The organism is Streptomyces sp. NPDC046939 (genome assembly GCF_040644575.1).
Classification (GTDB): Bacteria; Actinomycetota; Actinomycetes; order Streptomycetales; family Streptomycetaceae; genus Streptomyces.
The window spans coordinates 21,017-46,288 of record NZ_JBEYWV010000023.1 but is presented as its reverse complement, the minus strand read 5'-3'; the positions used below and the strand labels follow the sequence as shown (position 1 = coordinate 46,288).

The window sequence follows — 25,272 nt, the reverse complement described above, 5'->3', positions numbered from 1 at the left end:
TGTGACGCCGTTCACCGTGATCCCTCTTGTCGCAGTCGTAGGCTCGTTCTATCGTGCTGATGTATCGAGTCGATACATCAGCACGACATAAAGAGTCGATACACGGGCCCGCGACAGTGAGGAGGCGACGATGAGCCGGCGCTCCGGCATCCTTGAGTTCGCCGTACTCGGACTGCTCCGCGAATCCCCGATGCACGGCTATGAGCTGCGCAAACGACTCAATACGTCGCTGGGGGTCTTCCGCGCCTTCAGCTACGGAACGCTGTACCCCTGCCTCAAGACGCTGGTCGCGAACGGCTGGTTGATAGAGGAACCGGGCGCCGGTCCCGCCGACGCTCCCGCCTCACTCACGGGACGTCGCGCCAAGATCGTCTACCGGTTGACGGCGGAAGGTAAGGAGCACTTCGAGGAGCTGCTCTCGCAGACCGGCCCCGACGCCTACGAGGACGAGCACTTCGCCGCGCGATTCGCCTTCTTCGGGCAGACGTCACGCGATGTGCGCATGCGCGTCCTCGAGGGCCGTCGAAGCCGTCTGGAGGAGCGTCTCGAAAAGATGCGCCTCTCCTTCGCCCGCACCCGGGAGCGCCTGGACGACTACACACTCGAGCTGCAGCGACACGGAATGGAGTCCGTGGAGCGCGAAGTGCGCTGGCTCAACGAGCTCATCGAGAGCGAGCGCGCGGGCCGGGACCAGCGAAGGTCCGGCCCGGGGGGCGCAGCTCAGCAGGACATTTCTGGAGAGACGGGCGGCCTGCCCCGGCACCGGGACAGCACCCGGCCGGATCCGTCCGACGACACCGCCACGTGAAGTCCGCTCAGGACTTCACCAGTACACACAGGGAGCAACCGGAATGGGTTCGGTTCGCGTAGCCATCGTCGGCGTGGGCAACTGCGCCGCCTCGCTGGTGCAGGGCGTCGAGTTCTACAAGGACGCTGACCCGGAGACCAAGGTCCCCGGCCTCATGCACGTCCAGTTCGGCGACTACCACGTCGGCGACGTCGAGTTCGTCGCCGCGTTCGACGTCGACGCGAAGAAGGTCGGCCTGGACCTCGCGGACGCCATCGGCGCCTCCGAGAACAACACCATCAAGATCTGCGACGTGCCGAACACCGGCGTCCAGGTCCAGCGTGGCCACACCCTCGACGGTCTGGGCAAGTACTACCGCGAGACGATCGAGGAGTCCTCCGAGGCCCCGGTCGACGTCGTTCAGGTCCTCAAGGACAAGCAGGTCGACGTGCTCGTCTGCTACCTGCCCGTGGGCTCCGAGGACGCGGCGAAGTTCTACGCCCAGTGCGCCATCGACGCCAAGGTCGCCTTCGTCAACGCCCTCCCGGTCTTTATCGCCGGCACCAAGGAGTGGGCGGACAAGTTCACCGAGGCGGGCGTCCCGATCGTCGGTGACGACATCAAGTCGCAGGTCGGCGCCACCATCACCCACCGTGTGATGGCGAAGCTGTTCGAGGACCGCGGTGTCCGTCTCGAGCGCACCATGCAGCTCAACGTCGGCGGCAACATGGACTTCAAGAACATGCTCGAGCGCGACCGCCTCGAGTCGAAGAAGATCTCGAAGACGCAGGCCGTGACCTCGCAGATCCGCGACCGCGAGCTGGGCGAGAAGAACGTCCACATCGGCCCGTCCGACTACGTCGCGTGGCTCGACGACCGCAAGTGGGCGTACGTGCGTCTCGAGGGCCGCGCCTTCGGTGAGGTCCCGCTGAACCTCGAGTACAAGCTCGAGGTCTGGGACTCCCCGAACTCCGCGGGTGTCATCATCGACGCGCTGCGCGCCGCGAAGATCGCCAAGGACCGCGGCATCGGCGGCCCGATCCTCTCCGCCTCCTCGTACTTCATGAAGTCCCCGCCGGTGCAGTACTTCGACGACGAGGCCTACGAGAACGTCGAGAAGTTCATCAAGGGTGAGGTCGAGCGCTGACCTTCCTCACACGGCGTCGTTTCACGTGAAACAACGCGTGTCTGAGGGCTGACGCACCTGTCGAGACCCCCGGATCGCACCCATCGTGCATCCGGGGGTCTCCTCTGTGTGAGGCTGTGCCCATGGCTGTCGTCCGTGATCTGCGCGTCCTGCTGCGCTTGCGCGATTTCCGGCGTCTGCTCACACTGCGCCTGCTCTCCCAGGGCGCGGACGGCGTGTACCAGGTCGCGCTCGCCACGTACGTCGTCTTCTCCCCGGAGAAGCAGACGACGCCCACCGCCATCGCCTCGGCCATGGCCGTGCTGCTGTTGCCGTACTCGCTGGTCGGCCCTTTCGCGGGCGTCCTCCTCGACCGCTGGCGCCGCCGTCAGGTCTTCCTCTACGGCAACCTCCTGCGGGTCCTTCTGGCCTCCGCGACAGCCGCCCTCATGCTGAGTCACGCACCCGACTGGCTCTTCTACGCCTCCGCGCTCTGTGTCACCGCGGTCAATCGTTTCGTCCTGGCCGGACTGTCGGCCGCGCTGCCGCGCGTCGTCGACGCCGACCGCCTCGTCATAGCCAATTCGCTCTCCCCGACGGCCGGCACCCTCGCCGCGACCCTGGGAGGCGGCCTCGCCTTCATCGTGCGGCTGGTGGGCCCGGACTCGGACGCGTCGGTCGTCCTCCTCGGCGCGGCTCTCTACCTCTGCGCCGCGCTCGCCTCCCTCCGCATGGGCAGAGAGCTCCTCGGACCGGACCGCGACCTGATACAGCCCCGCCTCGCGGTCGCCCTGGCCGGTACCGCGCGCGACCTGCTGGCAGGCGTACGGCATCTCACCTCCCGGCGCCCCGCGGCGCGCGCTCTGGCCGCGATGACGGCCATGCGGTTCTGCTACGGCGCTCTCCTGGTCATGGTGCTCATGCTGTGCCGCTACGCCTGGACGACCACGGAGTCCGACGGCTTGGCCCTGCTGGGCCTCGCGATGGGCGTCTCCGGAGCGGGCTTCTTCGTCGCCGCTGTCATCACGCCTGCCGCCGCGAGACATTTCGGGGCGAGCGGCTGGATCGTGGTCTGCGCCGGGGTGGCGTCCGTCCTGGAGCTGACACTCGGGCTTCCCTTCGCGCCCGGCCCCACCTTGGTGGCGGCCTTCGTGCTGGGACTCACCACCCAGGGAGCGAAGATAGCCACCGACACCGTCGTGCAGTCCTCGGTCGACGACGGCTTCCGCGGCCGGATCTTCTCCGTCTACGACGTCCTCTTCAACATGTCCTTCGTCGGCGCGGCGGGTGTGGCGGCGCTCATGCTGCCACCCGACGGCCGCTCCGTCCCTCTGGTGGTGTTCATCGCGGCGCTCTACGGAGCGGTGGCGCTCGGCATGACCCGGCCCCGTGCGCATGTGAAGGATCCCGCCTGACACCTGGCCGACCCGACGCTCAGGGTCTCGGCCGGTGTTTCACGTGAAACACCGATTCACCCCGGATGCGCCTTGGGGCTCTGTTTCACGTGAAACAGAGCCCCAAGGCATGGCTTGTCCCTCAGCCCTTCAGTCCTGCGGCTGAGCCGCCCACCACTCCTTCAGAGCCGCCACCGCCGCGTCATGCTCCATCGGACCGTTCTCCAGCCGCAGCTCGAGGAGGAACTTGTACGCCTGGCCGATCACCGGCCCGGGCCGCACCCCCAAGATCTCCATGATCTGGTTGCCGTCGAGGTCCGGGCGGATCGAGTCCAGCTCCTCCTGCTCCTGCAGCCGGGCGATGCGCTCCTCCAGGCCGTCGTAGGCGCGGGAGAGGGCGTTCGCCTTGCGCTTGTTGCGCGTCGTGCAGTCGGACCGGGTCAGCTTGTGCAGGCGCTCCAGGAGCGGGCCCGCGTCCCGCACATAGCGGCGCACGGCGGAGTCCGTCCACTCGCCGGTGCCGTAGCCGTGGAAGCGCAGGTGCAGCTCCACGAGGCGGGTGACGTCCTTCACGAGCTCGTTGGAGTACTTGAGCGCGGTCATGCGCTTCTTCGTCATCTTGGCGCCGACCACCTCGTGGTGGTGGAAGGAGACGCGGCCGTCCGGCTCGAACCGACGCGTGCGCGGCTTGCCGATGTCGTGCAGCAGGGCCGCGAGGCGCAGGGTCAGGTCGGGGCCGTCGGTCTCCAGCGCCATGGCCTGCTCAAGGACGATCAGCGAGTGGTCGTAGACGTCCTTGTGCCGGTGGTGCTCATCCCGCTCCAGGCGCAGAGCGGGCAGTTCGGGGAGGACGTGGTCGGCCAGGCCGGTGTCGACGAGCAGCGTGAGGCCCTTACGCGGATGGGCCGACAGGAGGAGCTTGTTCAGCTCGTCCCGGACCCGCTCCGCCGACACGATCTCGATCCGGCCGGCCATCGCCTTCATCGCGGCGACCACGTCGGGGTCCACCTCGAAGTCGAGCTGGGCGGCGAACCGGGCGGCGCGCATCATGCGCAGCGGGTCGTCGGAGAAGGAGTCCTGGGGTGTGCCGGGCGTGCGCAGGACACGCGCCGCCAGGTCCTCGAGGCCGCCGTGCGGGTCGATGAAGTCCTTCTCCGGCAGCGCGACGGCCATCGCGTTCACGGTGAAGTCGCGGCGGACGAGGTCTTCCTCGATGGAATCGCCGTAGGAGACCTCGGGCTTGCGCGAGGTGCGGTCGTACGCCTCCGAGCGGTAGGTGGTGACCTCGATCTGGAAGCTCTGCTCGACGTCCCCGACGCGCGCGTCCTTCTGGCAGCCGACGGTGCCGAAGGCGATGCCGACCTCCCACACCGCGTCGGCCCACGGCCGGACGATCTTCAGTACGTCCTCGGGGCGGGCGTCGGTGGTGAAGTCCAGGTCGTTGCCGAGCCGGCCGAGCAGTGCGTCCCGGACCGAACCGCCGACCAGGGCGAGAGAGAACCCGGCCTCCTGGAATCGGCGGGCAAGGTCGTCCGCGACGGGCGAGACCCGCAGCAGCTCGCTCACCGCGAGGCGCTGCACCTGGCTGAGGGCGCTGGGGTTGTCTTCATTGGCGTTCGGCACAACAGGACAGGGTACGTGGCCCACCGCGCCCGGACCGAACCGTTTCGCGGGGCCGCCGCAGGACCACCGGAGCGGCCCCCTACCCTGGCTCCACGATCTTGTGGAGCAGACCGTGGCACCCAGCCACAGGGCTCCTCGTTACGATGCGTGGACACATCTGCGACCACTGACGACGACGAGGGACGGACGAGCGCGTGGCCGAGGCGGCAGACTACCCAGGGATGAGTCCCTCACCTGCCCGTCGCCTGCTGCGGCGCACCGGCGCTCTGTTCGCCGCTGCGCCGCTCCTTGCCGCGCTGCCGCTGCTGCCCGGCGCCGCCCCCGCGTCCGCGCACACGGCGACGTCCGCTGCCGCCGCGGCCACCGGCACCAAGACGGTCGACGTGGCCGTCAACGAGCTCTCGCCCGTCGCACCGTCCGCGCAGGACACCCTCACGATCCGCGGCAGAGTCACGAACAAGGGCAAGCAGGCGGTCACCGACGCCCATGTGGGCCTGCGCGTCGGCACCTCCTACGGCGGACGCTCGGCGATCGACGACGCTGCGGAGAGCGACACCGGGGGCGCACCGGACGGTACGGAGGTCGCGAGCAAGTACGCGCAGAAGCTCGCGAGGCTGGCGCCGGGCGCCACCCAGGACTTCACGCTGTCCGTGCCGGTCAAGGAGCTGCATCTCGGCGCCGACGGCGTCTACCAGATCAGCGCCGCCCTGATGGGGGAGACGGCCGCCGCGCCGTACCAGCAGACGCTCGGCATCCAGCGGACCTTCCTGCCCTGGCAGCCCGGCGGGGCCGACACCAAGACCAGGACCACCGCTCTGTGGCCGCTGATCTCCGACACGCACCTGACCGCCGAGACGGGTACGAGCGAGCAGCAGACGCCCGTCTTCAGTGATGACAGCCTCGCGCGGCAGATCGGCCCGGGTGGCCGCCTCCAGCAGATGCTGGCGCTCGGCGACGGCCTCGACGTCACCTGGGTGATCGACCCGGATCTGCTGGCCTCGGTCGACGCGATGACGGACACGTACACGATCAAGGGCCCGGACGGGAAGTTCACCCCCGGCAAGGACCAGGCGATCGCCAAGGCGTGGCTGCGCGACCTGCAGGCGGCCGTCCAGGGCCAGAAGGTGGTCACGCTGCCGTTCGCCGATCCGGATCTCGCGTCCTTGGCGCACACCGGCACGAAGGTCGGCGGATCGCTCGGGCACCTCAAGGACGCCACGGACGCGGCCGTGTCCACCGTGGACACCATCCTCCACGTGAAGGCCGACACGTCGTACGCATGGCCTGCCGAGGGCGCTGTCGACCGGGACATCGTCAAGGTCGCCACGTCCGCGGGCGCCAACAAGATCATCGCGCGCAGCGACACGTTCCAGGAGACGGGCAGCCTGTCGTACACGCCGTCCGCGGCGCGCCCCATCGGCGGCGGCGCGACGGCCGTGGTCGCCGACGCACGACTGTCGACCGCGTTCCAGGGCGACATGTCACGCGCCGAGAACTCCACGCTCGCCGTCCAGGAGTTCCTCGCCCAGAGCCTCATGCTGAACCGGCAGACGGACAAGCAGCGCACCGTCGTGGTGGCCCCCCAGCGGATGCCCACCACGAGCCAGGCCCAGGCGATGGCCGAGGCGCTGCGCGCGCTCCAGGACAGCACGTGGTCCCAGCCCCAGAGCCTGGCGGCCGCGACCACGGCCAAGCCGGACCCCGGTGCGAGGACCCGTGTGCCCTCCGCCCGCTCCTATCCGTCGTCCCTGCGTCGGCAGGAGCTGTCGCGGGCGGCGTTCGAGCAGATCCAGAGCACCCAGAACGACCTCGAGAACTTCAAGCACGTCCTCACCGACCGGTCCCGGGTGGTGACCCCGTTCGGCCGCTCGATGGACCGGGAGATGTCCACGTCGTGGCGGGGCCGGTCCAAGGCCTCCGCGTCCTTCCGTGACGGCGTCTCGACGTACCTCTCCGACAGCACCAACCAGGTCGCCCTGATCGAGAAGTCCCGCGTACGGCTCTCGGGACGCAGCGCGACCATCCCGGTGTCCGTGCAGAACAACCTGTGGCAGGACGTCGACCACCTGGTGCTGCGGCTCACCTCGGCCAACGGCACGCGTCTGCGGATCGGCGACGGCGCCTTCGAGGAGAAGGCCGTCAAGATCGCCAGCGGGCACAGCCAGTCCGTGAAGTTCACCACCACGGCCAAGGCCACGGGCCCCATCACGGTCTACGCCCAGCTCTACACCGAGGACAACCAGCCCTACGGCAAGCAGATCGCCTTCAAGGTGGACGCCACCGAGATCACGCCCACCGTGATGCTCGTCATCGGTGGCGGCGTCCTGCTCCTGGTCCTGGCCGGATTCCGCATGTACACCCAGCGCAAGCGCACCGCCGCCGCCCAGCAGGAGGAGGGCGCGGCGCAGGACGAGGCCGTCGACACGGCCGACACCGCCGAGCCCGTGCGGGGTGATGCGGAGGGTGAAGCGGAGAGCGAGTCGGCCCCCGGCGCGCAGGCGGACGTCCCGCAGCAGCCGAGTGACCCGACGGCTGACACCGCTCCGGAAAGCACGGCCCCGTCGGGCACGGGTGAGAGAGTGGACCGTTGAGCGATGTCGTGGCCGGTGGGCCGGGGACGATGAGGTGGGGTATCCATGAACGCGCCGTACAACGGTGACCGTGGTCAGGGCTCGGGCGGCTCTGCCTCGGGCGATGGCCACCCGTACGCCGACCCCCACGGGTCCGGCGGCCAGGTGCCGCCGCCCCAGCCCGCCCCCGAGGCCTACGGTCAGGACGCCTACCTCCAGGACGCGTACAGCCAGGACCCGTACCGGGCGCAGGACCTCTCCGCCCAGGACCCGGTGACCGAGGCGCTGTACGACCGCTCCGCGCACCCGCCGCCGCCCCCTGGCACCTACCAGGCGCCGCAGCCGCTGTACGCGCCGCCGCCCGCCAACCAGTACCAGCCGGATCCGCGTGTCTGGGCGCAGACGCCCGCACCGGAGCCCGAGGGCCCCTCCCAGTACCTGCCGTACGGCGACGACGCGCGCACGACCCAGTTCGTCGGGGTCGACGACCTCGTGACGCAGGCCGGTGAGGAGCGTCACGAGTCGGACGCCTTCGCCCATCTCTTCCGCGACCAGCAGCCCGGCTACCGAGGCGGCCGTGCCCCGGCCGAGCAGCCGGTCGACGACCCGACCACGTTCCTCGGTCAGGCGCCCCTCCAGGCGCCGCCACCGCCCGCGGCGCCGGCCTCCGCCCCCGCCGCGAAGAAGGGTGGCCGCGCGGCGAGCCTGATGAAGTCGAGCGCGGTGATGGCGGCGGGCACGCTCGTCTCCCGCCTCACCGGCTTCGTCCGCACCATGGTCATCACCGCGGCCCTGGGCGCGGGGCTCCTCGGCGACACCTGGACCGTCGCCTACACCCTGCCGACGATGATCTACATCCTGACCGTCGGCGGCGGCCTGAACTCCGTCTTCGTCCCCCAGCTCGTCCGCGCCATGAAGGAGGACGACGACGGCGGCGAGGCGTACGCCAACCGCCTGCTCACCCTCGTCATCATGGCTCTCGCGGTGATCGTGGCGGTCGTCGTCATCGCCGCACCACTGCTGATCAACCTGATGTCGAGCACGGTCTCGGACAACCCTGCCGCCGACAGCGTCGGCGTCACCTTCGCCCGCTACTGCCTGCCCACGATCTTCTTCATGGGTGTGCACGTGGTCATGGGCCAGATCCTGAACGCCCGCGGGAAGTTCGGCGCGATGATGTGGACCCCGGTCCTCAACAACATCGTCATGATCTTCACCTTCGGCATGTTCATCTGGGTCTACGGGACCGCCGCCGAGTCGCACATGGGCGTCACCACCATCCCGCCGGACGGTGTCCGCCTCCTCGGCATCGGCACCCTCCTCGGCCTGACCGTGCAGGCGCTCGCGATGGTCCCGTACCTGCGCGAGACCGGTTTCCGCTTCCGCCTCCGCTTCGACTGGAAGGGCCACGGCCTCGGCAAGGCCGTCAAGCTCGCCAAGTGGACCGTGCTCTTCGTCCTCGCCAACCAGGCGGGCGTCATCGTCGTCACCCAGTTGGCGACCGCCGCCGGCGAGGCCTCGAACGCTGCGGGCAGCGGCATCATGGGCTACTCGAACGCCCAGTTGATCTGGGGCATGCCGCAGGCCATCATCACCGTCTCGGTCATGGCCGCCATGCTGCCGCGCATCTCGCGCGCCGCCCACGACGGCGACCCGGGCGCGGTCCGCGACGACATCTCCTCCGGCCTGCGCACCTCGGCCGTGGCGATCGTCCCGGTGGCCTTCATGTTCGTCGCGCTCGGCGTCCCGATGTGCACCCTGCTCTTCGGCTCCAGCGGCATCGACGCCGCCAAGTCGATGGGCTACATCCTGATGGCGTTCGGCCTCGGCCTCATCCCGTTCTCCGTGCAGTACGTGGTGCTGCGTGGCTTCTACGCGTACGAGGACACCCGCACGCCCTTCTACAACACGGTCATCGTCGCCGCGGTCAACGCCGCGGCGTCGGCCCTGTGCTACGTGATCCTGCCCGCCCGCTGGGCGGTCGTCGGCATGGCCTTCTCGTACGGACTCGCGTACGCGATCGGCGTCGGCGTCGCCTGGCAGCGCCTGCGCAAGCGGCTCGGCGGCGACCTGGACGGCGCGAACGTCGTGCGGACGTACGCCCGCCTCTGCCTGGCCTCCGTGCCCGCGGCGATCATCGGTGGCGGAGTCGGGTACGCGCTCACCATGGTCCTCGGCCATGGCGCGCTCGGATCGATCGCGGCGCTGGTCGTCGGTGGTGCGGCCCTGCTCGGCGCCTTCTACGTGGCCGCGAGGAAGATGCGGATCGAAGAGCTCAATTCGATGGTCGGTATGGTCCGTGGACGTCTCGGCCGCTGAGAGGACCGGGATCGCGCACAACCTTCGGCGACCACCGTGTGTCGTGCTTAGCGTCGGACTGTGGGCACAATTGGCTTGGGCGTCGGAGTGAGCGCAACGAATGGGGAGGCAGGAACGACGGTGGCGGAACGGAGCACGGCTGCCGTCGACGTGGCCGACAACGGCGGGGACGAACCGCTGACCGCCAGTGCGGACAAGGCGGAGCAGGCCACGGCCGACGGGGTGGCCGACATCGCGAAGCGAGACACCACGGCACGTGAGGAACCCGCGGACATCGCGGAGACGGGGACCCACGTGAGCCCTCGCACGTCCTCACCGCCCGAGCTGCACAGCGGCCACAAGCTCGCCAGACGCTACCGACTCGAAGAATGCGTCACTCGTCTGGACGGTTTCAGCAGTTGGCGCGCGGTCGACGAGAAGCTCCGCCGCGCCGTCGGCGTGCACCTGCTGCCCGCCGACCACCCGAGAGCGCGCTCGGTGCTCGCCGCGGCCCGCTCCTCGGCGCTGCTCGGCGACCCGCGCTTCGTCCAGGTCCTGGACGCGGTCGAGGAGAACGACCTCGTCTACGTCGTCCACGAATGGCTGCCCGACGCCACCGAGCTCACGGCGCTGCTCGCGGTCAGCTCCCTGGAGGCGCACGACGCCTACCAGATGGTCAGCCAGATCTCCTTCGCCATGGCCGCCGCCCACCGCGAGGGCCTCGCCCATCTCCGGCTCACCCCCAGCGCCGTCCTGCGCACCTCCACGGGCCAGTGGCGCATCCGCGGCCTCGCCGTGAACGCCGCGCTGCGCGGCATCACCTCCGACACCCCGCAGCGCACCGACACCGAGGCGATCGGCGCCCTCCTGTACGCCGCCCTCACCCAGCGCTGGCCGTACGAGAACGATGCGTACGGCCTGTCCGGACTGCCCAAGGGCGTCGGCCTCATCGCCCCCGACCAGGTGCGCGCCGGCGTCCACCGCGGCCTCGCGGAGCTCGCCATGCGCGCGCTCGCCAACGACGGGGCGACGGCGTCCCGCCAGGAACCGGCGTGCACCACGCCGGAGGACCTGGTCAAGGCGATCGGTGAGATGCCCAAGATCCGCCCGCCGGAGCCCGCGTTCACCGCGCCGCCCGACTACCAGCGGACGACGTACCAGCAGGGACCGTTCGGGCGCCCCGCAGGCCCCGGCGTCACCCAGGCCGTGCCCACCCCGCCGCCCCCGCTGCAGAGCCGCACCGGCAAGGCCCTCAAGTGGGCCGTCTCGGCGCTGCTCATCGCCGCCCTGGGCCTCGGGAGCTGGCAGCTGGCGGACGCCCTGATGAACCGGAACGACAACCCGGACAAGTCCGAGCACACCCAGACGACGGACAACAGCGTCAAGGGGCCGACGAAACCGCCCACCGGCCCTGTCAGCATCAGTGCGGCACAGGACTTCGATCCGTTCGGCGACAACTCCGAGAAGCCGGCGGACATAGGCAAGGCCTACGACAACGACCCGGACTCGTACTGGCAGACGGACTTCTACAAGGGCGCCGAGTTCGGGAATCTGAAGCCGGGTCTCGGCATAGTGCTCGACCTGGGGAAGTCGCAGAGGGTGGGGAAGGTGACCGTCTCGTTCGTCGGGGACACCACCGTCGAACTCCGTGCGGCCTCAGCCGATGCGAGCACGCGTCCTACGTCCTTCAGCGCGTTCCAGGAGCAAGCGAAGGGTTCGGGCACGAGCGTCACGCTCCGCCCGGACAAGACGCTCAAGTCCCGGTACCTGCTGGTCTGGCTGACCAAGCTGCCTCTCACCGAGGACGGCACGTACCGCGGCAGGGTCAAGGACATCAAGATCACCAGCTGAACCGCCCGAGAAGGAACCGAGGGGATCGCGCCCGGCGCGATCCCCTCGAACATGCCCGGGCGGGCCGCCTACGCGGCTGTCGGCAGAACCGCGAGGAACACGACCGCAACCGCGAGCCGCAGCCCCGGTTGATCTTGTCTCGGTTTTCGCCAGGTCCCCTGCGGCCTTTCGGTCACATCGCCCCACTCCCGTTCCGGAACCGCTTCGGGCCGGATCCGTCCTGTGGCATTGTGACGATCGTTCTACGCGATCGGGTTATGGTCGCCTCCCCTACAGACCTCGGGGACACGCATGGAAAGCCGGTCGACACATTCCGAGCTCCCGGACACCGAGCTCCTCGCCCGTCATGTCGCGGGGGACAAGGACGCCTTCGCGGAGATCGTGCGCCGCCACCGGGACCGGCTCTGGGCCGTGGCCCTGCGGACCCTGGGCGACCGGGAGGAAGCCGCCGACGCCGTGCAGGACGCCCTGGTCTCCGCCTACCGGGCCGCGCACACCTTCCGCGGCCAGTCGGCCGTGACGACCTGGCTGCACCGCATCACCGTCAACGCCTGCCTGGACCGGGCCCGCAAGACGGCTTCCCGCAAGACCGCGCCCGTGGACGACACCGAGCGCCTCGACCAGCTCCTGGAGCCGCACGAGTCCGCCGCCGCTCCGGCTGAGCGCGGCGACCTCCACCGCGAACTCCTGGCCGCCCTGCGATCACTGCCGGCCGACCAGCGGGCCGCTCTCGTCCTCGTCGACATGCAGGGCTACCCGGTGGCCGAGGCCGCCCAGGTACTCGACGTCCCCGTCGGTACCGTCAAGAGTCGCTGCGCCCGCGGCAGAGCCAGACTGGTCCCCCTCCTGGCCCACCTCCGTACGGACGGCGACGGTGAAGAGGGCGAGGAGAATCCACCTCCCGAAAGGAACCGGACGCGGGGGACATCCGTCCCACCCTCAGCGGAGCCTCGGGACGAAGCAGGACCACACGATTCGGCTGCGATGAAGGGCGGAGGTGGGCGAGGGTGACATCCACGACCGATACGGCGGAGCACCCGGAGATCGACGAGATCTCCGATCTCGCCGAGGGCCTGCTGCCCGCGTCCCGCAGCGCCGAGCTACGACGGCACCTCGACGGCTGCTCGCTCTGCGCCGATGTCTACGCCTCGCTGGAAGAGATCCGCAGCCTTCTCGGTACGCCGCTGCCGGGGTCGTCCCGTATGCCTGACGACGTGGCCGAACGCATCGACGCGGCGCTGGCGGCCGAAGCGCTCCTGGACAACGTCGCCCCCGACGTCACAGACGCGAGGGCGGGCAACGACTCCAGCGAGACCGAAGACGGCACCCGCGAAACGGAAGGCGACGACCGCGACACGGAGGACGACGCCCGCGACACGACGGCCCCCGTTGCAACCGGCCCCGTTTCACGTGAAACATCGACTGCGGCCGCATCGCACTCCACGAACCGCCCGTCCGGACACCCTCATGCCACCGCTGGCCCAGGACGCAGGGCCCGCGCGAGGCGGCGCCGCACAGGTGCCGCTCTCGGCGCGGCCCTGGCCGTCGCCGCGCTGGGCGTAGGAGCGCTCCTCCTTCAGGACGGGGACGGGAAGCCGACAGCGAAGGAAAGCGGCCGCGCCGACACCTTCGCCGAGAGCTCGTTGGACGCGAAGGTCTCCGAGCTGCTCGGTACGAGCGGTGGCAGTGTCGCGCCCCTCTCCACGGACAAGCCGTCTTTCGGGACGAAGAGCAGCGGCCCCGAGTCGCCGCAGAGCGTCCCGATGCCGAAGAAGGCCACCACTGTGCCCGCCTGCGTCCAGCTCGGAACCCACCGCAATGAGGACCCGATCGCGGCGGAGCAGGGCACGTACGAGGGGAAGAGCGTCTATCTCGTCGTGCTGCCGCACAAAACCGATCCGGCTCACCGCGTGACCGCCTTCATCGTGGACTCCGCCTGCCTGAAGCAGGCGCGGTCCGAAGGCGAGCTGCTGTTCACCCACGACTACGACCGCGGCTGACGGGCACCCGAACGCAACCCCGACATGCGCACGGACACGTCGGGAATGCATGCCCCGTAGGATCCGTTGGGTGGGGTGAGAGTCCTGAGAAGAGACTCCCCCGGCAGTACGCAGCAGTCCCGCAGAGACGAGGAAACAAGCCGTGAGCGACGTCCGTAACGTGATCATCATCGGCTCCGGGCCCGCCGGCTACACGGCGGCGCTCTACACCGCGCGCGCGTCGCTGAAGCCACTCGTGTTCGAGGGCGCGGTCACCGCCGGTGGCGCGCTGATGAACACGACCGAGGTGGAGAACTTCCCCGGCTTCCAGGACGGCATCATGGGCCCCGAGCTCATGGACAACATGCGCGCCCAGGCAGAGCGCTTCGGCGCTGAGCTCGTGCCCGACGATGTCGTGGCCGTCGACCTGTCCGGTGAGATCAAGACCGTGACGGACACCGCGGGCACCGTGCACCGCGCGAAGGCCGTCATCGTCACCACCGGCTCTCAGCACCGCAAGCTCGGCCTGCCCAACGAGGACGCGCTGTCCGGCCGCGGTGTCTCCTGGTGTGCCACCTGCGACGGCTTCTTCTTCAAGGACCAGGACATCGCCGTGATCGGTGGTGGCGACACCGCGATGGAGGAGGCCACCTTCCTCTCGCGCTTCGCCAAGTCCGTCACGATCGTCCACCGCCGCGACACCCTGCGCGCCTCCAAGGCGATGCAGGAGCGCGCCTTCGCGGACCCGAAGATCAAGTTCGTCTGGGACAGCGAGGTCGCCGAGATCAAGGGTGACCCGAAGCTCGCCGGTCTGACGCTGCGCAACCTCAAGACGGGCGAGACCTCGGAGCTGCCCGTGACCGGTCTCTTCATCGCCATCGGCCACGACCCGCGGACGGAGCTCTTCAAGGGCCAGCTCGACCTGGACGACGAGGGTTACCTGCGGGTGCAGTCCCCGTCGACGCGCACCAACCTGACCGGTGTCTTCGCCGCCGGTGACGTCGTGGACCACACCTACCGCCAGGCGATCACGGCGGCCGGCACCGGCTGCTCCGCCGCTCTCGACGCCGAGCGCTTCCTCGCCGCGCTCTCCGACGGCGAGGCCCCTGAGCCCGAGAAGACGCCGACCAGCGTCTGATCCCGTACTTCCACCCCGCAACCCCAGAGAAAAATGAGGAGCCCGCTGTGGCCGGCAACCTGAAGAACGTGACGGACGCTTCCTTCGACGAGGACGTCCTGAAGAGCAGCAAGCCCGTGCTGGTCGACTTCTGGGCCGCTTGGTGCGGTCCGTGCCGTCAGATCGCGCCGTCGCTGGAGGCCATCGCCTCCGAGTACGGCGACAAGATCGAGGTCGTCAAGCTCAACATCGACGAGAACCCGGCCGTGGCCGCCAAGTACGGCGTCATGTCGATCCCGACCCTGAACGTCTACCAGGGCGGCGAGGTCGCGAAGACCATCGTCGGTGCCAAGCCCAAGGCCGCCATCGTGCGCGACCTCGAGGACTTCATCGGCGAGTAACAGCTCCGACGCTGTTTCACGTGAAACACGAAGGGCCAACCCACTCGGGTTGGCCCTTCGTCATGTTCCGGGATTCTCACAGCGGCCGCAGGGCCGGCTCCTTCTGCACCGCGCCCAGAAGCCGGTCCAAGGCCATTTCCACGTCCTCTTTCCAGGACAGCGTCGTCCGTAGATCCAGCCGCATACGCGGGTACGTGGGGTGAGGCCGTACGGTCTTGAAGCCCACCGCCAACAGATGGTCGGCGGGCAGCAGACAGGCGGGCTCCTTCCACTGCGCGTCGCCGAACGCCTCGATCGCCTTGAAGCCGCGACGCAGCAGATCCTTGGCCACCGTCTGCACGATCACGCGGCCCAGCCCCTGCCCCTGATAGCCGGGGGTGATCCAGGCCGTCATCAACTGGACGGCGTCGGGGGAGACCGGGCTCGTGGGAAACGCCGTGGAACGAGGCACGTACGCGGGGGGCGCGTAGAGCACATAGCCGACCGGTACATCATCGACGTAGACGACGCGGCCGCAGGATCCCCACTCCAGGAGGACGCCGGAGATCCACGCTTCCTTCTCCAGGTCCGGCGTACCCGCCTTTACCGCGGCCTGGCCGCTGACCGGGTCCAGCTCCCAGAAGACGCACGACCGGCACCGCTTGGGAAGGTCCGGAAGGTTGTCCAGCGTGAGCGGTACGAGCCGACGCCCCATGAAGGCTGATCCTCGCTTCCTTCGCCCGCGGCGACGCGAGCGGCTGACAGAGCGCCCCGCTCCCTGAGCAGACTGCCGACGAATCCGCCGACTGCGCCCAGTCCGAGACCTGCGGTCATCAGTCGAGTGCGACGCACCGATCGCATGACCCCGCCTCCCCTGTGAGGTACTGCCAGGTGAACGCGCTCTTTCCCCGTCGCATCGTAACCACGATGCGATTCCATCGATACCGTAAGAAAGCAAAGAGCGGGCCGTGTTCCGGTACACACCGGACACGACCCGCTCTTCGTTTACACACGTATCAGGAACACGCGTGTCAGGACGGTCAGTCCTGTTCCTCGCTCTCGCTTCCCTCGGGAAGGCCACTCTGCTCCGAGAGGCCGTTCTGGAGGACCGGGCCCTCACCCGGAGCCAGCGTGTCGAGAATGCGCTCCAGATCATCCATCGACGCGAACTCGACGACGATCTTGCCCTTCTTCTGGCCGAGGTCGACCTTCACTCGCGTCTCGAAACGGTCCGACAGCCTCGTGGCAAGGACGTTCAGCGCGGGCGAGACACGGGCACCGGCCCTCGGCCCCTTGGCCCGCGTCGTGCTCGTGGGCCGCGAGCCCATGAGCGTCACGATCTCCTCGACCGCCCGCACGGAGAGCCCTTCGGCGACGATGCGATGGGCGAGCCGGTCCTGCTCCTCCGAGTCGTCGACGGAGAGCAGCGCCCGAGCATGACCGGCGGACAGGACACCTGCCGCTACCCGCCGCTGAACCGCCGGCGAGAGCTTCAGCAGACGCAGCGTGTTCGACACCTGCGGCCGGGACCGACCGATCCGGTCAGCCAACTGGTCGTGCGTGCAGTTGAAGTCCTTGAGCAGCTGGTCGTAGGCGGCAGCCTCTTCCAACGGGTTCAACTGGGCGCGGTGCAGGTTTTCCAGGAGCGCGTCGAGAAGAAGCTTTTCGTCGTCCGTGGCCCGCACGATCGCGGGGATCCGCTCCAGCCCCGCCTCACGGCAAGCCCGCCAGCGTCGCTCACCCATGATGAGCTCGTAGCGCCCCGGTCCCGCCTGTCGTACGACGACAGGCTGCAGGAGACCGACTTCCTTGATGGACGTGATGAGCTCGGCGAGGGCGTCCTCGTCGAACACGTCACGCGGCTGCCTCGGGTTGGGCGTGATGGCGTCGAGCGGCAGCTCGGCGAAGTACGCACCCGCAGGAGCCTCGAATGTGTCGGCCGCGCTGGCAGCCGCGTCCTCTGTTTCACGTGAAACCTGCGCCGGTGGCAACGATGCCACCTTGGCCGCAGCCACCCCGCGCTCCGCCGTCAGCACGGGCACCGAGGCGGGAGAAGTCGATGCTCCTCCTGCCGGGCCCGCAGGCGCCGGCTTCTCCGGTGCGGGTGCCGCCGGGATCAGTGCGCCGAGACCACGGCCCAGTCCCCTCCGTCGATCGCTCACTGAATACCCTCCGGCGTGCTGTGCTGGTCAAGTGGAGTGCCCCCGTGGGCACGCTGGGCGTCGTAGTGGATCCCGACCCCGCGCAGCGCCATCTCCCGCGCCGCTTCGAGGTAGGAGAGCGCACCGCTCGACCCTGGATCGTAGGTCAGCACCGTCTGGCCGTAGCTCGGCGCCTCCGAAATACGGACCGAGCGGGGAATGCTCGTCCGCAGCACCTCGTCGCCGAAGTGGTTCCGGACCTCGTCGGCGACCTGGGAGGCCAGCCGCGTCCGTCCGTCGTACATGGTCAACAGGATCGTCGAGACATGCAGCGTGGGGTTGAGATGGCCACGTACGAGATCCACGTTCCTCAGCAGTTGCCCCAGTCCCTCCAGTGCGTAGTACTCGCACTGGATAGGAATGAGCACCTCGGCACCGGCGACCAGAGCGTTGACCGTCAGGAGGCCGAGCGACGGTGGGCAGTCGATGAGGATGTAGTCCAGCGGCTGCTCATACGCCTGGATGGCTCGCTGCAGTCGGCTCTCACGCGCGACCAGCGAGACCAGTTCGATCTCCGCACCAGCGAGGTCGATGGTGGCCGGAGCACAGAAGAGACCTTCGACATCCGTGACGGGCTGCACCACTTCCGAGAGCGGTCTGCTGTCGACCAGCACGTCATAGATCGAGGGCACATCGGCGTGGTGGTCGATGCCCAGCGCCGTGGAGGCATTGCCCTGCGGATCCAGGTCGACGACCAGGACACGTGCGCCATGCAGCGCGAGCGACGCCGCGAGGTTGACCGTCGTCGTGGTCTTACCGACCCCGCCCTTCTGATTGGCCACCACCATGATGCGGGTCTGCTCCGGACGCGGCAGGCCTTCACCTGCGCGGCCGAAAGCTTCTACTGCCAGTGGGGCAGCGTGACCCATGGGGGTGTCGTCCATCGGGGTCGGTGTTTCACGTGAAACATCCTCCCCCGCCGACTCGGTGCGGGGACCGGGGACCGGATCGGTCATCGGTCCCGCGATGTTGGCGTCGGACCGCAAGGATTCACTCTCCTCGACTTCAGGCTCGCAATGAACAGAGCCTCCCATGCCGTCGGGGTCGAGAACCAGCGAGGCCCGGTCTTCTGTGGACAGATCCCCTTCTGTGGACAACGCCGTGCCCGAATCGAGGGATCCGAGGGGTCTGCGGTCGCGGGGAGGGGCCGCTGTGCGGCCGCGACTGATGATGCCATGCAGCAGGGAGCGACGTTTCACGTGAAACACGATGCACCGCACCCTGGTGCACTCCGGCGCGACACCCCGATATGCGTAGGTTTGGCAGCTTGTGTGGAGTACTGCTGGTCCTCAGACTGCCTCTGAGCGTCAGCGCCTGCGTCGAGCTCGGCCCGTGCGGGCCGCCTTGGCGCGCTTGGCGGCGAAGCGCACCCCGCCCGGGCTCTCACCGACCTCCACACGCACCACCGTGGAGAGCGGGTCGACCACTCCTTCGCCGACGTGCAGCACCGAGGTCTCCACGGCGCCGAGCTTGTTCAGCGCCGCACCCGCATTCTTGAGCTCCTCCTCCGCCGTGTCGCCCTTGAGCGCCAGCATCTCCCCGTAGGGCCGCAGAAGAGGAACACCCCAGGCGGCCAGGCGGTCCAGCGGGGCCACGGCACGCGCCGTGACGACGTGGACGGGCGTCAGCTTGCCGAGGACCTCCTCCGCGCGGCCGCGGACGACCGTCACATGATCGAGCCCAAGCAGCTCGACCACCTCGGTCAGGAACGTCGTACGACGCAGCAGCGGTTCGAGGAGCGTGATCTTGAGGTCGGGGCGGACCAGCGCCAGCGGGATGCCCGGCAACCCGGCGCCCGAGCCGACGTCGCACACGGTGACACCCTCCGGAACCACTTCGGAGAGCACCGCGCAGTTCAGGATGTGCCGCTCCCACAGGCGCGGCACCTCGCGGGGGCCGATGAGACCGCGCTGCACTCCCGCGTCGGCGAGCAGCTCCGCGTAGCGGACGGCGTCCTGAAAGCGATCGCCGAATACCGCCCGCGCCTGCTCAGGAGCCGGGGGGAGTTCTGCTGCCTCCGTCACGGGGACCGTCCTTCCGTACCGCACTAGCGCACTGGGTGGCTGACTAACAGGCTGACAAAGATCGGCCCCGCCTGCGAACAGACGGGGCCGGAAAGCGACGTGCCGATCAGGCGGGAAGCACGACGACGAAGCGCTGCGGCTCCTCGCCCTCGGACTCGCTGCGCAGGCCGGCGGCCTTGACCGCGTCGTGCACGACCTTGCGCTCAAACGGCGTCATCGGCTGCATCTTGACCGGCTCGCCGGTGCTCTTCACCTCGGCCGCGGCCTTGGCGCCCTGCTCGGTGAGCTCGGCCCGCTTCTTGGCGCGGTAGCCGCCGATGTCGAGCATGAGCCGGCTGCGGTCGCCCGTCTCACGGTGCACCGCCAGACGCGTCAGCTCCTGAAGGGCCTCCAGGACCTCCCCGTCGCGGCCGACGAGCTTCTGCAGGTCGCGGCCGCCCGCGTCGCTGACGATGGACACGGCGGCACGATCGGCCTCGACGTCCATGTCGATGTCACCGTCGAGGTCGGCGATGTCCAGCAGACCCTCGAGGTAGTCCGCAGCGATCTCACCCTCCTGCTCGAGGCGGGTCAGGGTGTCGCCACCCTCGGAAGCGGCGGAGGTGGTGCCTTCCGTCACGGGATGGACTCCTTCTTACGTCGAGGACTTACGTCGAGGATTTACTTCTTGGACGAGGACTTGGACCGCGGCGGCTGGCCCTTGCGCTGGCCGGACTTGGCCCTGCTGCGACCGTTGGCACCGGCGGCGGTGGAGCCGCCGGCGGGCTTGGCGCCGGACTGCTTGGCCTGCGGGGCGGCGTCCTGCGGCTCGCCCTTCTTCTCCAGCGAGGTCTTCGCCGGCGACGCGGGCTTGGCGGGGCCGCCCGTGACCCCGGTCTGGCGCTGCGACTTGGACTGCCGCTTGGGCTGCTGCCGCTTCGGGGCGGCGGGCGAGCCGTCCTCGTCCAGGACCTCCGTGGCGGCGGAGCTCTTCACCACGGTGCCGTCGGCCTGCGCGGCGAGACCGGCCTTGCTCAGGCCGTTGATGAACTTCCGCTCCTGCTCGTTGCGGTCGCGGCCCTTGGCGACGATGCCCTTGACGATGTTGCGCTCGCGCTTGGTGCGGGTCGCGCTGTGCGCGATGACGTGCTTCTGCAGGCCCTCGAGCATCTTGGCCTGCGCCTTGCTGCCCGGCGTGGGGTTGCGGTTGATCACGTACATCTGCTGGCCCATGGTCCACACGTTGGTGGTCAGCCAGTACACGAGGACACCGACGGGGAAGTTGATGCCCATGAACAGGAAGATCAGGGGGAAGACGTACATCAGCATCTTCTGCTGCTGCATGAACGGCGTCTTCACCGTGAGGTCGACGTTCTTGGTCATCAGCTGGCGCTGCGTGTAGAACTGCGACGCCGACATCAGCACGATCATGATCGCGGTGACCACGCGGACGTCGGTCAGATGGGCGCCCATCTTGGCGACTTCGCCGGCGCTGTCCGTGAACTTCGCGGCCAGCGGGGCACCGAAGATGTGGGCCTTCTGGGCGCTGTCGAGCAGCGACTGGTCGATGACGCCGATCTTCTTGTTGTCGGCGATACCGGCGAGCGTGTGGTAGAGCGCGAAGAAGAACGGCGACTGCACGAGGATGGGCAGGCACGAGGAGAGCGGGTTGGTGCCCGTCTCCTTGTACAGCTTCATCATCTCTTCGGACTGACGCTGCTTGTCGTTCTTGTAGCGCTCCTGGATCGCCTTCATCTGCGGCTGGAGCAACTGCATGTTCCGGGTCGCCTTGATCTGCTTCACGAAGAGCGGGATCAGGCAGATCCGGATCAGCACCACCAGGGACACGATCGACAGACCCCAGGCCCATCCAGTGTCCGGGCCGAAGATGGCCCCGAAGACCTTGTGGAACTGGACGATGACCCAGGACACCGGGGTCGTGAGAAACGCGAAGACACCAGAAATCGCGTTGACGATATCGGAAATCATGTCCCTGATCAGGCTCCTTGGGCGTGGGGCGAAGTCGCTGCGGACGGGTTGTCCTGGGCGGAGGGGTCCTCGCCCGGGGCGACGGGGGCCGCTTTCTTGTCCCCGCGCAAGGCGTCACGGAGCATCTCGTGCCAGCGCGGACGCTTGCGTGGTGGAACGTGGTCGACGCCGCCGGGCGACCATGGGTTGCACCGAAGGATGCGCCAGGCGGTGAGGGCTGTTCCCTTGATCGCACCGTGCCGGTCGATGGCCGTGAAGCCGTAGTGGGAACACGACGGGTAGTACTTGCACACGGGACCGAGCAGCGGACTGATGGTCCACTGGTAGATCTTGATCAGCGCAAGCAGCGGGTACTTCATCGCGCGCCCCCTCCCAGCAGCCGCTGCAGTGCGGCGTCCAGGTCTCGGGCCAACTGTGCGTGGGTGGCGTCGCCCGCTGGGGGCAACGCGCGTACGACTACCAGGCTACCTGGGGGCAACAAGGCCATTCGGTCCCGCATGAGGTGGCGGAGTCTGCGCTTGACCGTGTTCCGTACGACGGCTCCACCCACTGCTTTGCTCACGACGAAACCCGCACGCGCTGGGGTAACGCTCTCCCCAAGCGCGTGCGGGTCCGTTGAACCGCTGCGTAGATGGACGACGAGGAGCGGGCGTCCGGCCCGGCGTCCTCGGCGTACCGCGGTCGCGAAGTCCTCGCGCCGCCTCAGCCGATGCTCGGTAGGCAGCACGTCATGACCTGATTACGAGATCAGGCGGACAGGCTGGCGCGACCCTTGGCACGGCGGTTCGCGAGGATCGCACGACCGGCGCGGGTCCGCATGCGAAGGCGGAAACCGTGGGTCTTGGCGCGACGACGGTTGTTCGGCTGGAAGGTGCGCTTGCTCACTCGGGGGCTCCAGAAAATCGTGTGGTGGCGGGACATCGCCTGGCTGTCACCGTGCGCCCACGAGTAGCTCGCAATACGCCCGAGTGCACCGCTACACGGCCCTCCCGTGGAACCGGGGGGAAACCGCGATCTTGCCCATCGGAGGCAGGCGGCAGCAGCCATCGACAACTCGACCTGGTTACGGTACGCGCGGCTACGCCATCCGGTCAAACCGACCTCAGGCGCGAGACACTGTCCACAGGCTGGGGACAACAACTTGAACCGCAGCGGTCACGCTGACTACCGTGGCTGAACTCCGATTCGTTCCCTTCTCACCACCCCACCCGATTTTCTTCCCGACCCGTCCCAGGAATCACACGTTCGTGGGACCAGCGAGAGAGCGTGCCCTGTGGCTGACGTACCTGCCGATCTTGCCGCAGTGTGGCCACAAGTGCTGGAGAAACTCCTCGGGGAAGGGCGCGGACAGGGCGTCGAGACGAAGGACGAGCACTGGATCCGGCGCTGCCAGCCGCTGGCGCTGGTCGCCGACACCGCGCTCCTGGCGGTGCCCAACGAGTTCGCCAAGGGCGTCCTCGAAGGCCGCCTCGCCCCGGTCGTCAGCGAGACGCTGAGCCGCGAGTGCGGGCGCCCCATCCGTATCGCGATCACGGTCGACGACTCGGTCGGCGAGACCCCCGCGCCTCCCGCGCCGCCGGTCCAGCAGCACCGCTACGAGGACGCTGAGCCGTCCGCCACCGGTCAGCCCCGTGATACGTATGACGGCCGCGACCCCTACGAGGGCTACGAGCGGCGCGGCGCGGAGGACCACGGCCAGCGCGGCGACCAGCAGCCGCGCGCCGACCAGCTCCCCACCGCCCGCCCTGCCTACCCGGACTACCAGCGCCCCGAGCCGGGCGCCTGGCCGCGCCCCCAGCAGGACGACTACGGCTGGCAGCAGCCGCGCCTCGGCTTCCCGGACCGGGACCCGTACGCGTCGCCCCAGCCCCAGCACGACTACCGCCAGCAGGACCGCTCGCCCTACGAGCAGCAGTCGTACGAGTCCGAGCGCGGCCGCTACGGCCAGCAGCCGGAACGCTCGCCCTATGAGCAGAACCAGGGAGAGCGCCCCCCTTATGAGGAGCGTTCCTCCTACGACGAGCGGTCCTCTTATGAAGAGCGGCCTTCGTACGACGAGCGTCCTTCTTATGAGGAGCGCGGTTCCTACGACTCGCCGCGCGAGCGCCAGCAGCGGCGTGACCCCGGTGAGCTGCCGATGGGTGGCCGCCACGGCCAGGACGGTGGTCCCTCGGGGCCCGGCCCTGGCGGGCGCGGGGTCCCGAGCGGCGCTCCCGGACCGCTGGCCGCGCAGCCCGCGCCGGCGACCGGCCCCGGTGAGCCGACCGCCCGCCTGAACCCCAAGTACCTCTTCGACACCTTCGTGATCGGCGCCTCCAACCGGTTCGCGCACGCGGCCGCGGTCGCTGTCGCCGAGGCGCCGGCGAAGGCGTACAACCCGCTCTTCATCTATGGGGAGTCGGGGCTCGGGAAGACGCACCTCTTGCACGCCATTGGGCACTACGCCCGTAGTCTCTACCCGGGCACGCGCGTGCGCTATGTGAGCTCCGAGGAGTTCACCAACGAGTTCATCAACTCCATCCGTGACGGCAAGGGCGACAGCTTCCGCAAGCGCTACCGCGAGATGGACATCCTGCTCGTCGACGACATCCAGTTCCTGGCGGACAAGGAGTCGACGCAGGAGGAGTTCTTCCACACCTTCAACACGCTCCACAACGCCAACAAGCAGATCGTGCTCTCCAGCGACCGGCCGCCCAAGCAACTGGTCACGCTCGAGGACCGGCTACGCAACCGGTTCGAGTGGGGTCTGATCACGGACGTCCAGCCGCCCGAGCTGGAGACCCGTATCGCGATCCTTCGCAAGAAGGCGGTGCAGGAGCAGCTCAACGCGCCGCCGGAGGTGCTCGAGTTCATTGCGTCCCGCATCTCGCGCAACATCCGCGAGCTGGAAGGGGCGTTGATCCGGGTCACGGCGTTCGCGTCGCTCAATCGACAGCCTGTGGACCTGGGTCTGACCGAGATCGTCCTCAAGGACCTGATCCCCGGCGGCGAGGACGCGTCACCCGAGATCACGGCGTCGGCCATCATGGCGGCGACGGCCGACTACTTCGGGCTCACGGTGGAGGACCTCTGTGGATCCTCCCGCAGCCGCGTCCTGGTGACGGCCCGCCAGATCGCCATGTACCTCTGTCGCGAGCTGACGGACCTCTCCCTGCCGAAGATCGGTGCCCAGTTCGGCGGCCGCGACCACACCACGGTGATGCACGCCGACCGCAAGATTCGCGCTCTCATGGCCGAGCGGCGCTCCATCTACAACCAGGTCACCGAGCTCACGAACCGCATCAAGAACGGCTGACAGCACCCCTGTCACAGCCCACGAGGCGCTCCGGGACTCCTCCCGGAGCGCCTTTCTTCATGCCCGAACACGCGCGCTGTCGCTGCCGCGTGCGAGCCCAAGCACCTTCTCTGTTCGATTACTTGGCACGTTACGGCCGTTCTCCACAGATGTGCCGGATTTTTTCGCTCCACAGCCTGGGGACCGCGAAGTTGTCCAGACGATGTCCACAGCGCACGGTAGTGAAATCCCATCAGGCCAGGTCAGATGCGTGTGGATTGGTGGACAGAAGATCTCCACAGCCTGTGGACAAAGATCTCCTCCACAGGCTGTGCACGCCGTTGTCCACCGGTGACCCACAGGATCTCAGCTCTTGTGCACAGCGAGGGGAAGCTTCTCCACACCGCTGTCCACTGTTCGGCAACGCGACGCGCTTCGTCACCGGGGCGAGTGAAAGCCGTCACACCGAGGGGGTGGGTTGGGCTGTGGGGAACGTGGGTAAAGCTGGGGACGGCGCTGGGGAGAAGTGGCCCCCTCCTGTGCATCGGGTGTGCAGAACTTTTCGCCGTCCACAGAAGAACCCGGTTGTCCACCGCTGCGGCCCACAGGCCCCGTGGACAAAAAACCGGCTCTGACCTGCGAACTCACGGTTATCCACGGTTTCCACAGGCCCTACTACT

21 protein-coding genes are annotated in these 25,272 nt (G+C 68.6%); 11 read left to right on the top strand and 10 right to left on the bottom strand.

Features of this window, described 5'->3' with window-relative positions; genetic code table 11:
• Nucleotides 1-130: 130 nt before the first annotated feature.
• The 3 genes from ABZ877_RS24510 (at nt 131) to ABZ877_RS24500 (ending at nt 3,328) form a co-directional block, all read left to right on the top strand.
• Entirely contained in the window at nt 131-808 is a 678-nt protein-coding gene (locus tag ABZ877_RS24510) for a helix-turn-helix transcriptional regulator (RefSeq protein ID WP_361074691.1), read from the top strand.
• Between the two features lie 43 nt (nt 809-851).
• Nucleotides 852-1,934 (top strand): inositol-3-phosphate synthase, encoded by a 1,083-nt coding sequence (locus ABZ877_RS24505; RefSeq protein ID WP_361074689.1) that lies wholly within the window; start codon nt 852-854, stop codon nt 1,932-1,934.
• Between the two features lie 122 nt (nt 1,935-2,056).
• Nucleotides 2,057-3,328 (top strand): MFS transporter, encoded by a 1,272-nt coding sequence (locus tag ABZ877_RS24500; protein WP_361074687.1) that lies wholly within the window; start codon nt 2,057-2,059, stop codon nt 3,326-3,328.
• A gap of 129 nt (nt 3,329-3,457) precedes the next feature.
• On the opposite strand, the gene ABZ877_RS24495 is transcribed toward ABZ877_RS24500, so the two are convergent.
• Nucleotides 3,458-4,930: a CCA tRNA nucleotidyltransferase gene (locus ABZ877_RS24495; RefSeq protein ID WP_361074685.1), complete on the bottom strand. Its 1,473-nt coding sequence runs from the start codon at nt 4,928-4,930 to the stop codon at nt 3,458-3,460.
• Nucleotides 4,931-5,151: 221 nt separating this feature from the next.
• Here ABZ877_RS24495 and ABZ877_RS24490 point away from each other — a divergent pair, with 221 nt between their 5' ends.
• The 7 genes from ABZ877_RS24490 to trxA all read left to right on the top strand — a co-directional run bounded on the left by ABZ877_RS24490 (nt 5,152) and on the right by trxA (nt 15,146).
• Nucleotides 5,152-7,521 (top strand): DUF6049 family protein, encoded by a 2,370-nt coding sequence (locus ABZ877_RS24490; RefSeq protein WP_361074683.1) that lies wholly within the window; start codon nt 5,152-5,154, stop codon nt 7,519-7,521.
• Nucleotides 7,522-7,566: 45 nt separating this feature from the next.
• Entirely contained in the window at nt 7,567-9,819 is a 2,253-nt protein-coding gene (murJ, locus tag ABZ877_RS24485) for a murein biosynthesis integral membrane protein MurJ (protein WP_361074681.1), read from the top strand.
• Nucleotides 9,820-9,939: 120 nt separating this feature from the next.
• On the top strand, nt 9,940-11,649 hold the full coding sequence (locus tag ABZ877_RS24480; protein WP_361074679.1) for a serine/threonine protein kinase: 1,710 nt from the start codon (nt 9,940-9,942) through the stop codon (nt 11,647-11,649).
• Between the two features lie 291 nt (nt 11,650-11,940).
• Nucleotides 11,941-12,660, top strand: coding sequence for an RNA polymerase sigma factor SigM (sigM, locus tag ABZ877_RS24475; RefSeq protein WP_361074677.1), 720 nt, complete (start codon nt 11,941-11,943; stop codon nt 12,658-12,660).
• On the top strand, nt 12,657-13,649 hold the full coding sequence (locus ABZ877_RS24470) for a hypothetical protein (RefSeq protein WP_361074676.1): 993 nt from the start codon (nt 12,657-12,659) through the stop codon (nt 13,647-13,649). The genes sigM and ABZ877_RS24470 overlap by 4 nt, the downstream gene beginning before the upstream one ends.
• 142 nt (nt 13,650-13,791) lie before the next feature.
• On the top strand, nt 13,792-14,766 hold the full coding sequence (gene trxB / locus ABZ877_RS24465; RefSeq protein WP_361074674.1) for a thioredoxin-disulfide reductase: 975 nt from the start codon (nt 13,792-13,794) through the stop codon (nt 14,764-14,766).
• Between the two features lie 47 nt (nt 14,767-14,813).
• Nucleotides 14,814-15,146: a thioredoxin gene (trxA, locus tag ABZ877_RS24460; protein WP_361074672.1), complete on the top strand. Its 333-nt coding sequence runs from the start codon at nt 14,814-14,816 to the stop codon at nt 15,144-15,146.
• A 76-nt stretch (nt 15,147-15,222) separates the two neighbouring features.
• Here the strand turns inward: trxA and ABZ877_RS24455 are convergent, their stop codons facing one another.
• The 9 genes from ABZ877_RS24455 to rpmH form a co-directional block, all read right to left on the bottom strand.
• The gene (locus tag ABZ877_RS24455) at nt 15,223-15,840 is read right to left on the bottom strand and encodes a GNAT family N-acetyltransferase (protein ID WP_361074671.1); all 618 of its coding nucleotides are present in this window, start codon (nt 15,838-15,840) and stop codon (nt 15,223-15,225) included.
• Between the two features lie 325 nt (nt 15,841-16,165).
• Nucleotides 16,166-17,287, bottom strand: a complete 1,122-nt coding sequence (locus ABZ877_RS24450; RefSeq protein WP_361074669.1) for a ParB/RepB/Spo0J family partition protein — start codon at nt 17,285-17,287, stop codon at nt 16,166-16,168.
• Nucleotides 17,284-18,360 carry a ParA family protein gene (locus tag ABZ877_RS24445; RefSeq protein ID WP_361074873.1) on the bottom strand — a complete coding sequence of 359 codons (1,077 nt, stop codon included), beginning with the start codon at nt 18,358-18,360 and terminating at the stop codon, nt 17,284-17,286. Before ABZ877_RS24445 ends, ABZ877_RS24450 begins: the two co-directional genes overlap by 4 nt.
• A gap of 273 nt (nt 18,361-18,633) precedes the next feature.
• Complete coding sequence (gene rsmG / locus ABZ877_RS24440; RefSeq protein WP_361074668.1) at nt 18,634-19,350, bottom strand: 16S rRNA (guanine(527)-N(7))-methyltransferase RsmG; 717 nt, start codon at nt 19,348-19,350, stop codon at nt 18,634-18,636.
• Between the two features lie 106 nt (nt 19,351-19,456).
• Nucleotides 19,457-19,969 (bottom strand): R3H domain-containing nucleic acid-binding protein, encoded by a 513-nt coding sequence (locus ABZ877_RS24435; RefSeq protein ID WP_361074666.1) that lies wholly within the window; start codon nt 19,967-19,969, stop codon nt 19,457-19,459.
• A gap of 41 nt (nt 19,970-20,010) precedes the next feature.
• Nucleotides 20,011-21,318 carry a membrane protein insertase YidC gene (yidC, locus tag ABZ877_RS24430; protein WP_361074664.1) on the bottom strand — a complete coding sequence of 436 codons (1,308 nt, stop codon included), beginning with the start codon at nt 21,316-21,318 and terminating at the stop codon, nt 20,011-20,013.
• Nucleotides 21,319-21,326: 8 nt separating this feature from the next.
• Nucleotides 21,327-21,677 carry a membrane protein insertion efficiency factor YidD gene (gene yidD, locus ABZ877_RS24425; RefSeq protein ID WP_361074662.1) on the bottom strand — a complete coding sequence of 117 codons (351 nt, stop codon included), beginning with the start codon at nt 21,675-21,677 and terminating at the stop codon, nt 21,327-21,329.
• Nucleotides 21,674-22,045 carry a ribonuclease P protein component gene (rnpA, locus tag ABZ877_RS24420; RefSeq protein ID WP_361074660.1) on the bottom strand — a complete coding sequence of 124 codons (372 nt, stop codon included), beginning with the start codon at nt 22,043-22,045 and terminating at the stop codon, nt 21,674-21,676. The genes yidD and rnpA overlap by 4 nt, the downstream gene beginning before the upstream one ends.
• A 20-nt stretch (nt 22,046-22,065) precedes the next feature.
• Entirely contained in the window at nt 22,066-22,203 is a 138-nt protein-coding gene (gene rpmH, locus ABZ877_RS24415; RefSeq protein ID WP_015659252.1) for a 50S ribosomal protein L34, read from the bottom strand.
• Between the two features lie 388 nt (nt 22,204-22,591).
• Here rpmH and dnaA point away from each other — a divergent pair, with 388 nt between their 5' ends.
• A complete protein-coding gene (gene dnaA, locus ABZ877_RS24410; RefSeq protein ID WP_361074658.1) occupies nt 22,592-24,613 on the top strand; it encodes a chromosomal replication initiator protein DnaA in 2,022 nt (673 codons plus the stop codon).
• Nucleotides 24,614-25,272: the final 659 nt, after the last annotated feature.

Coding starts and splice junctions, on each gene's coding strand:
- ABZ877_RS24510 (WP_361074691.1), top strand. CDS start 131: ATGAGCCGGCGCTCCGGCATCCTTGAGTTCGCCGTACTCGGACTGCTC.
- ABZ877_RS24505 (WP_361074689.1), top strand. CDS start 852: ATGGGTTCGGTTCGCGTAGCCATCGTCGGCGTGGGCAACTGCGCCGCC.
- ABZ877_RS24500 (WP_361074687.1), top strand. CDS start 2,057: ATGGCTGTCGTCCGTGATCTGCGCGTCCTGCTGCGCTTGCGCGATTTC.
- ABZ877_RS24490 (WP_361074683.1), top strand. CDS start 5,152: ATGAGTCCCTCACCTGCCCGTCGCCTGCTGCGGCGCACCGGCGCTCTG.
- murJ (WP_361074681.1), top strand. CDS start 7,567: ATGAACGCGCCGTACAACGGTGACCGTGGTCAGGGCTCGGGCGGCTCT.
- sigM (WP_361074677.1), top strand. CDS start 11,941: ATGGAAAGCCGGTCGACACATTCCGAGCTCCCGGACACCGAGCTCCTC.
- ABZ877_RS24455 (WP_361074671.1), bottom strand. CDS start 15,840: ATGGGGCGTCGGCTCGTACCGCTCACGCTGGACAACCTTCCGGACCTT.
- ABZ877_RS24445 (WP_361074873.1), bottom strand. CDS start 18,360: ATGGGAGGCTCTGTTCATTGCGAGCCTGAAGTCGAGGAGAGTGAATCC.
- yidC (WP_361074664.1), bottom strand. CDS start 21,318: ATGATTTCCGATATCGTCAACGCGATTTCTGGTGTCTTCGCGTTTCTC.
- yidD (WP_361074662.1), bottom strand. CDS start 21,677: ATGAAGTACCCGCTGCTTGCGCTGATCAAGATCTACCAGTGGACCATC.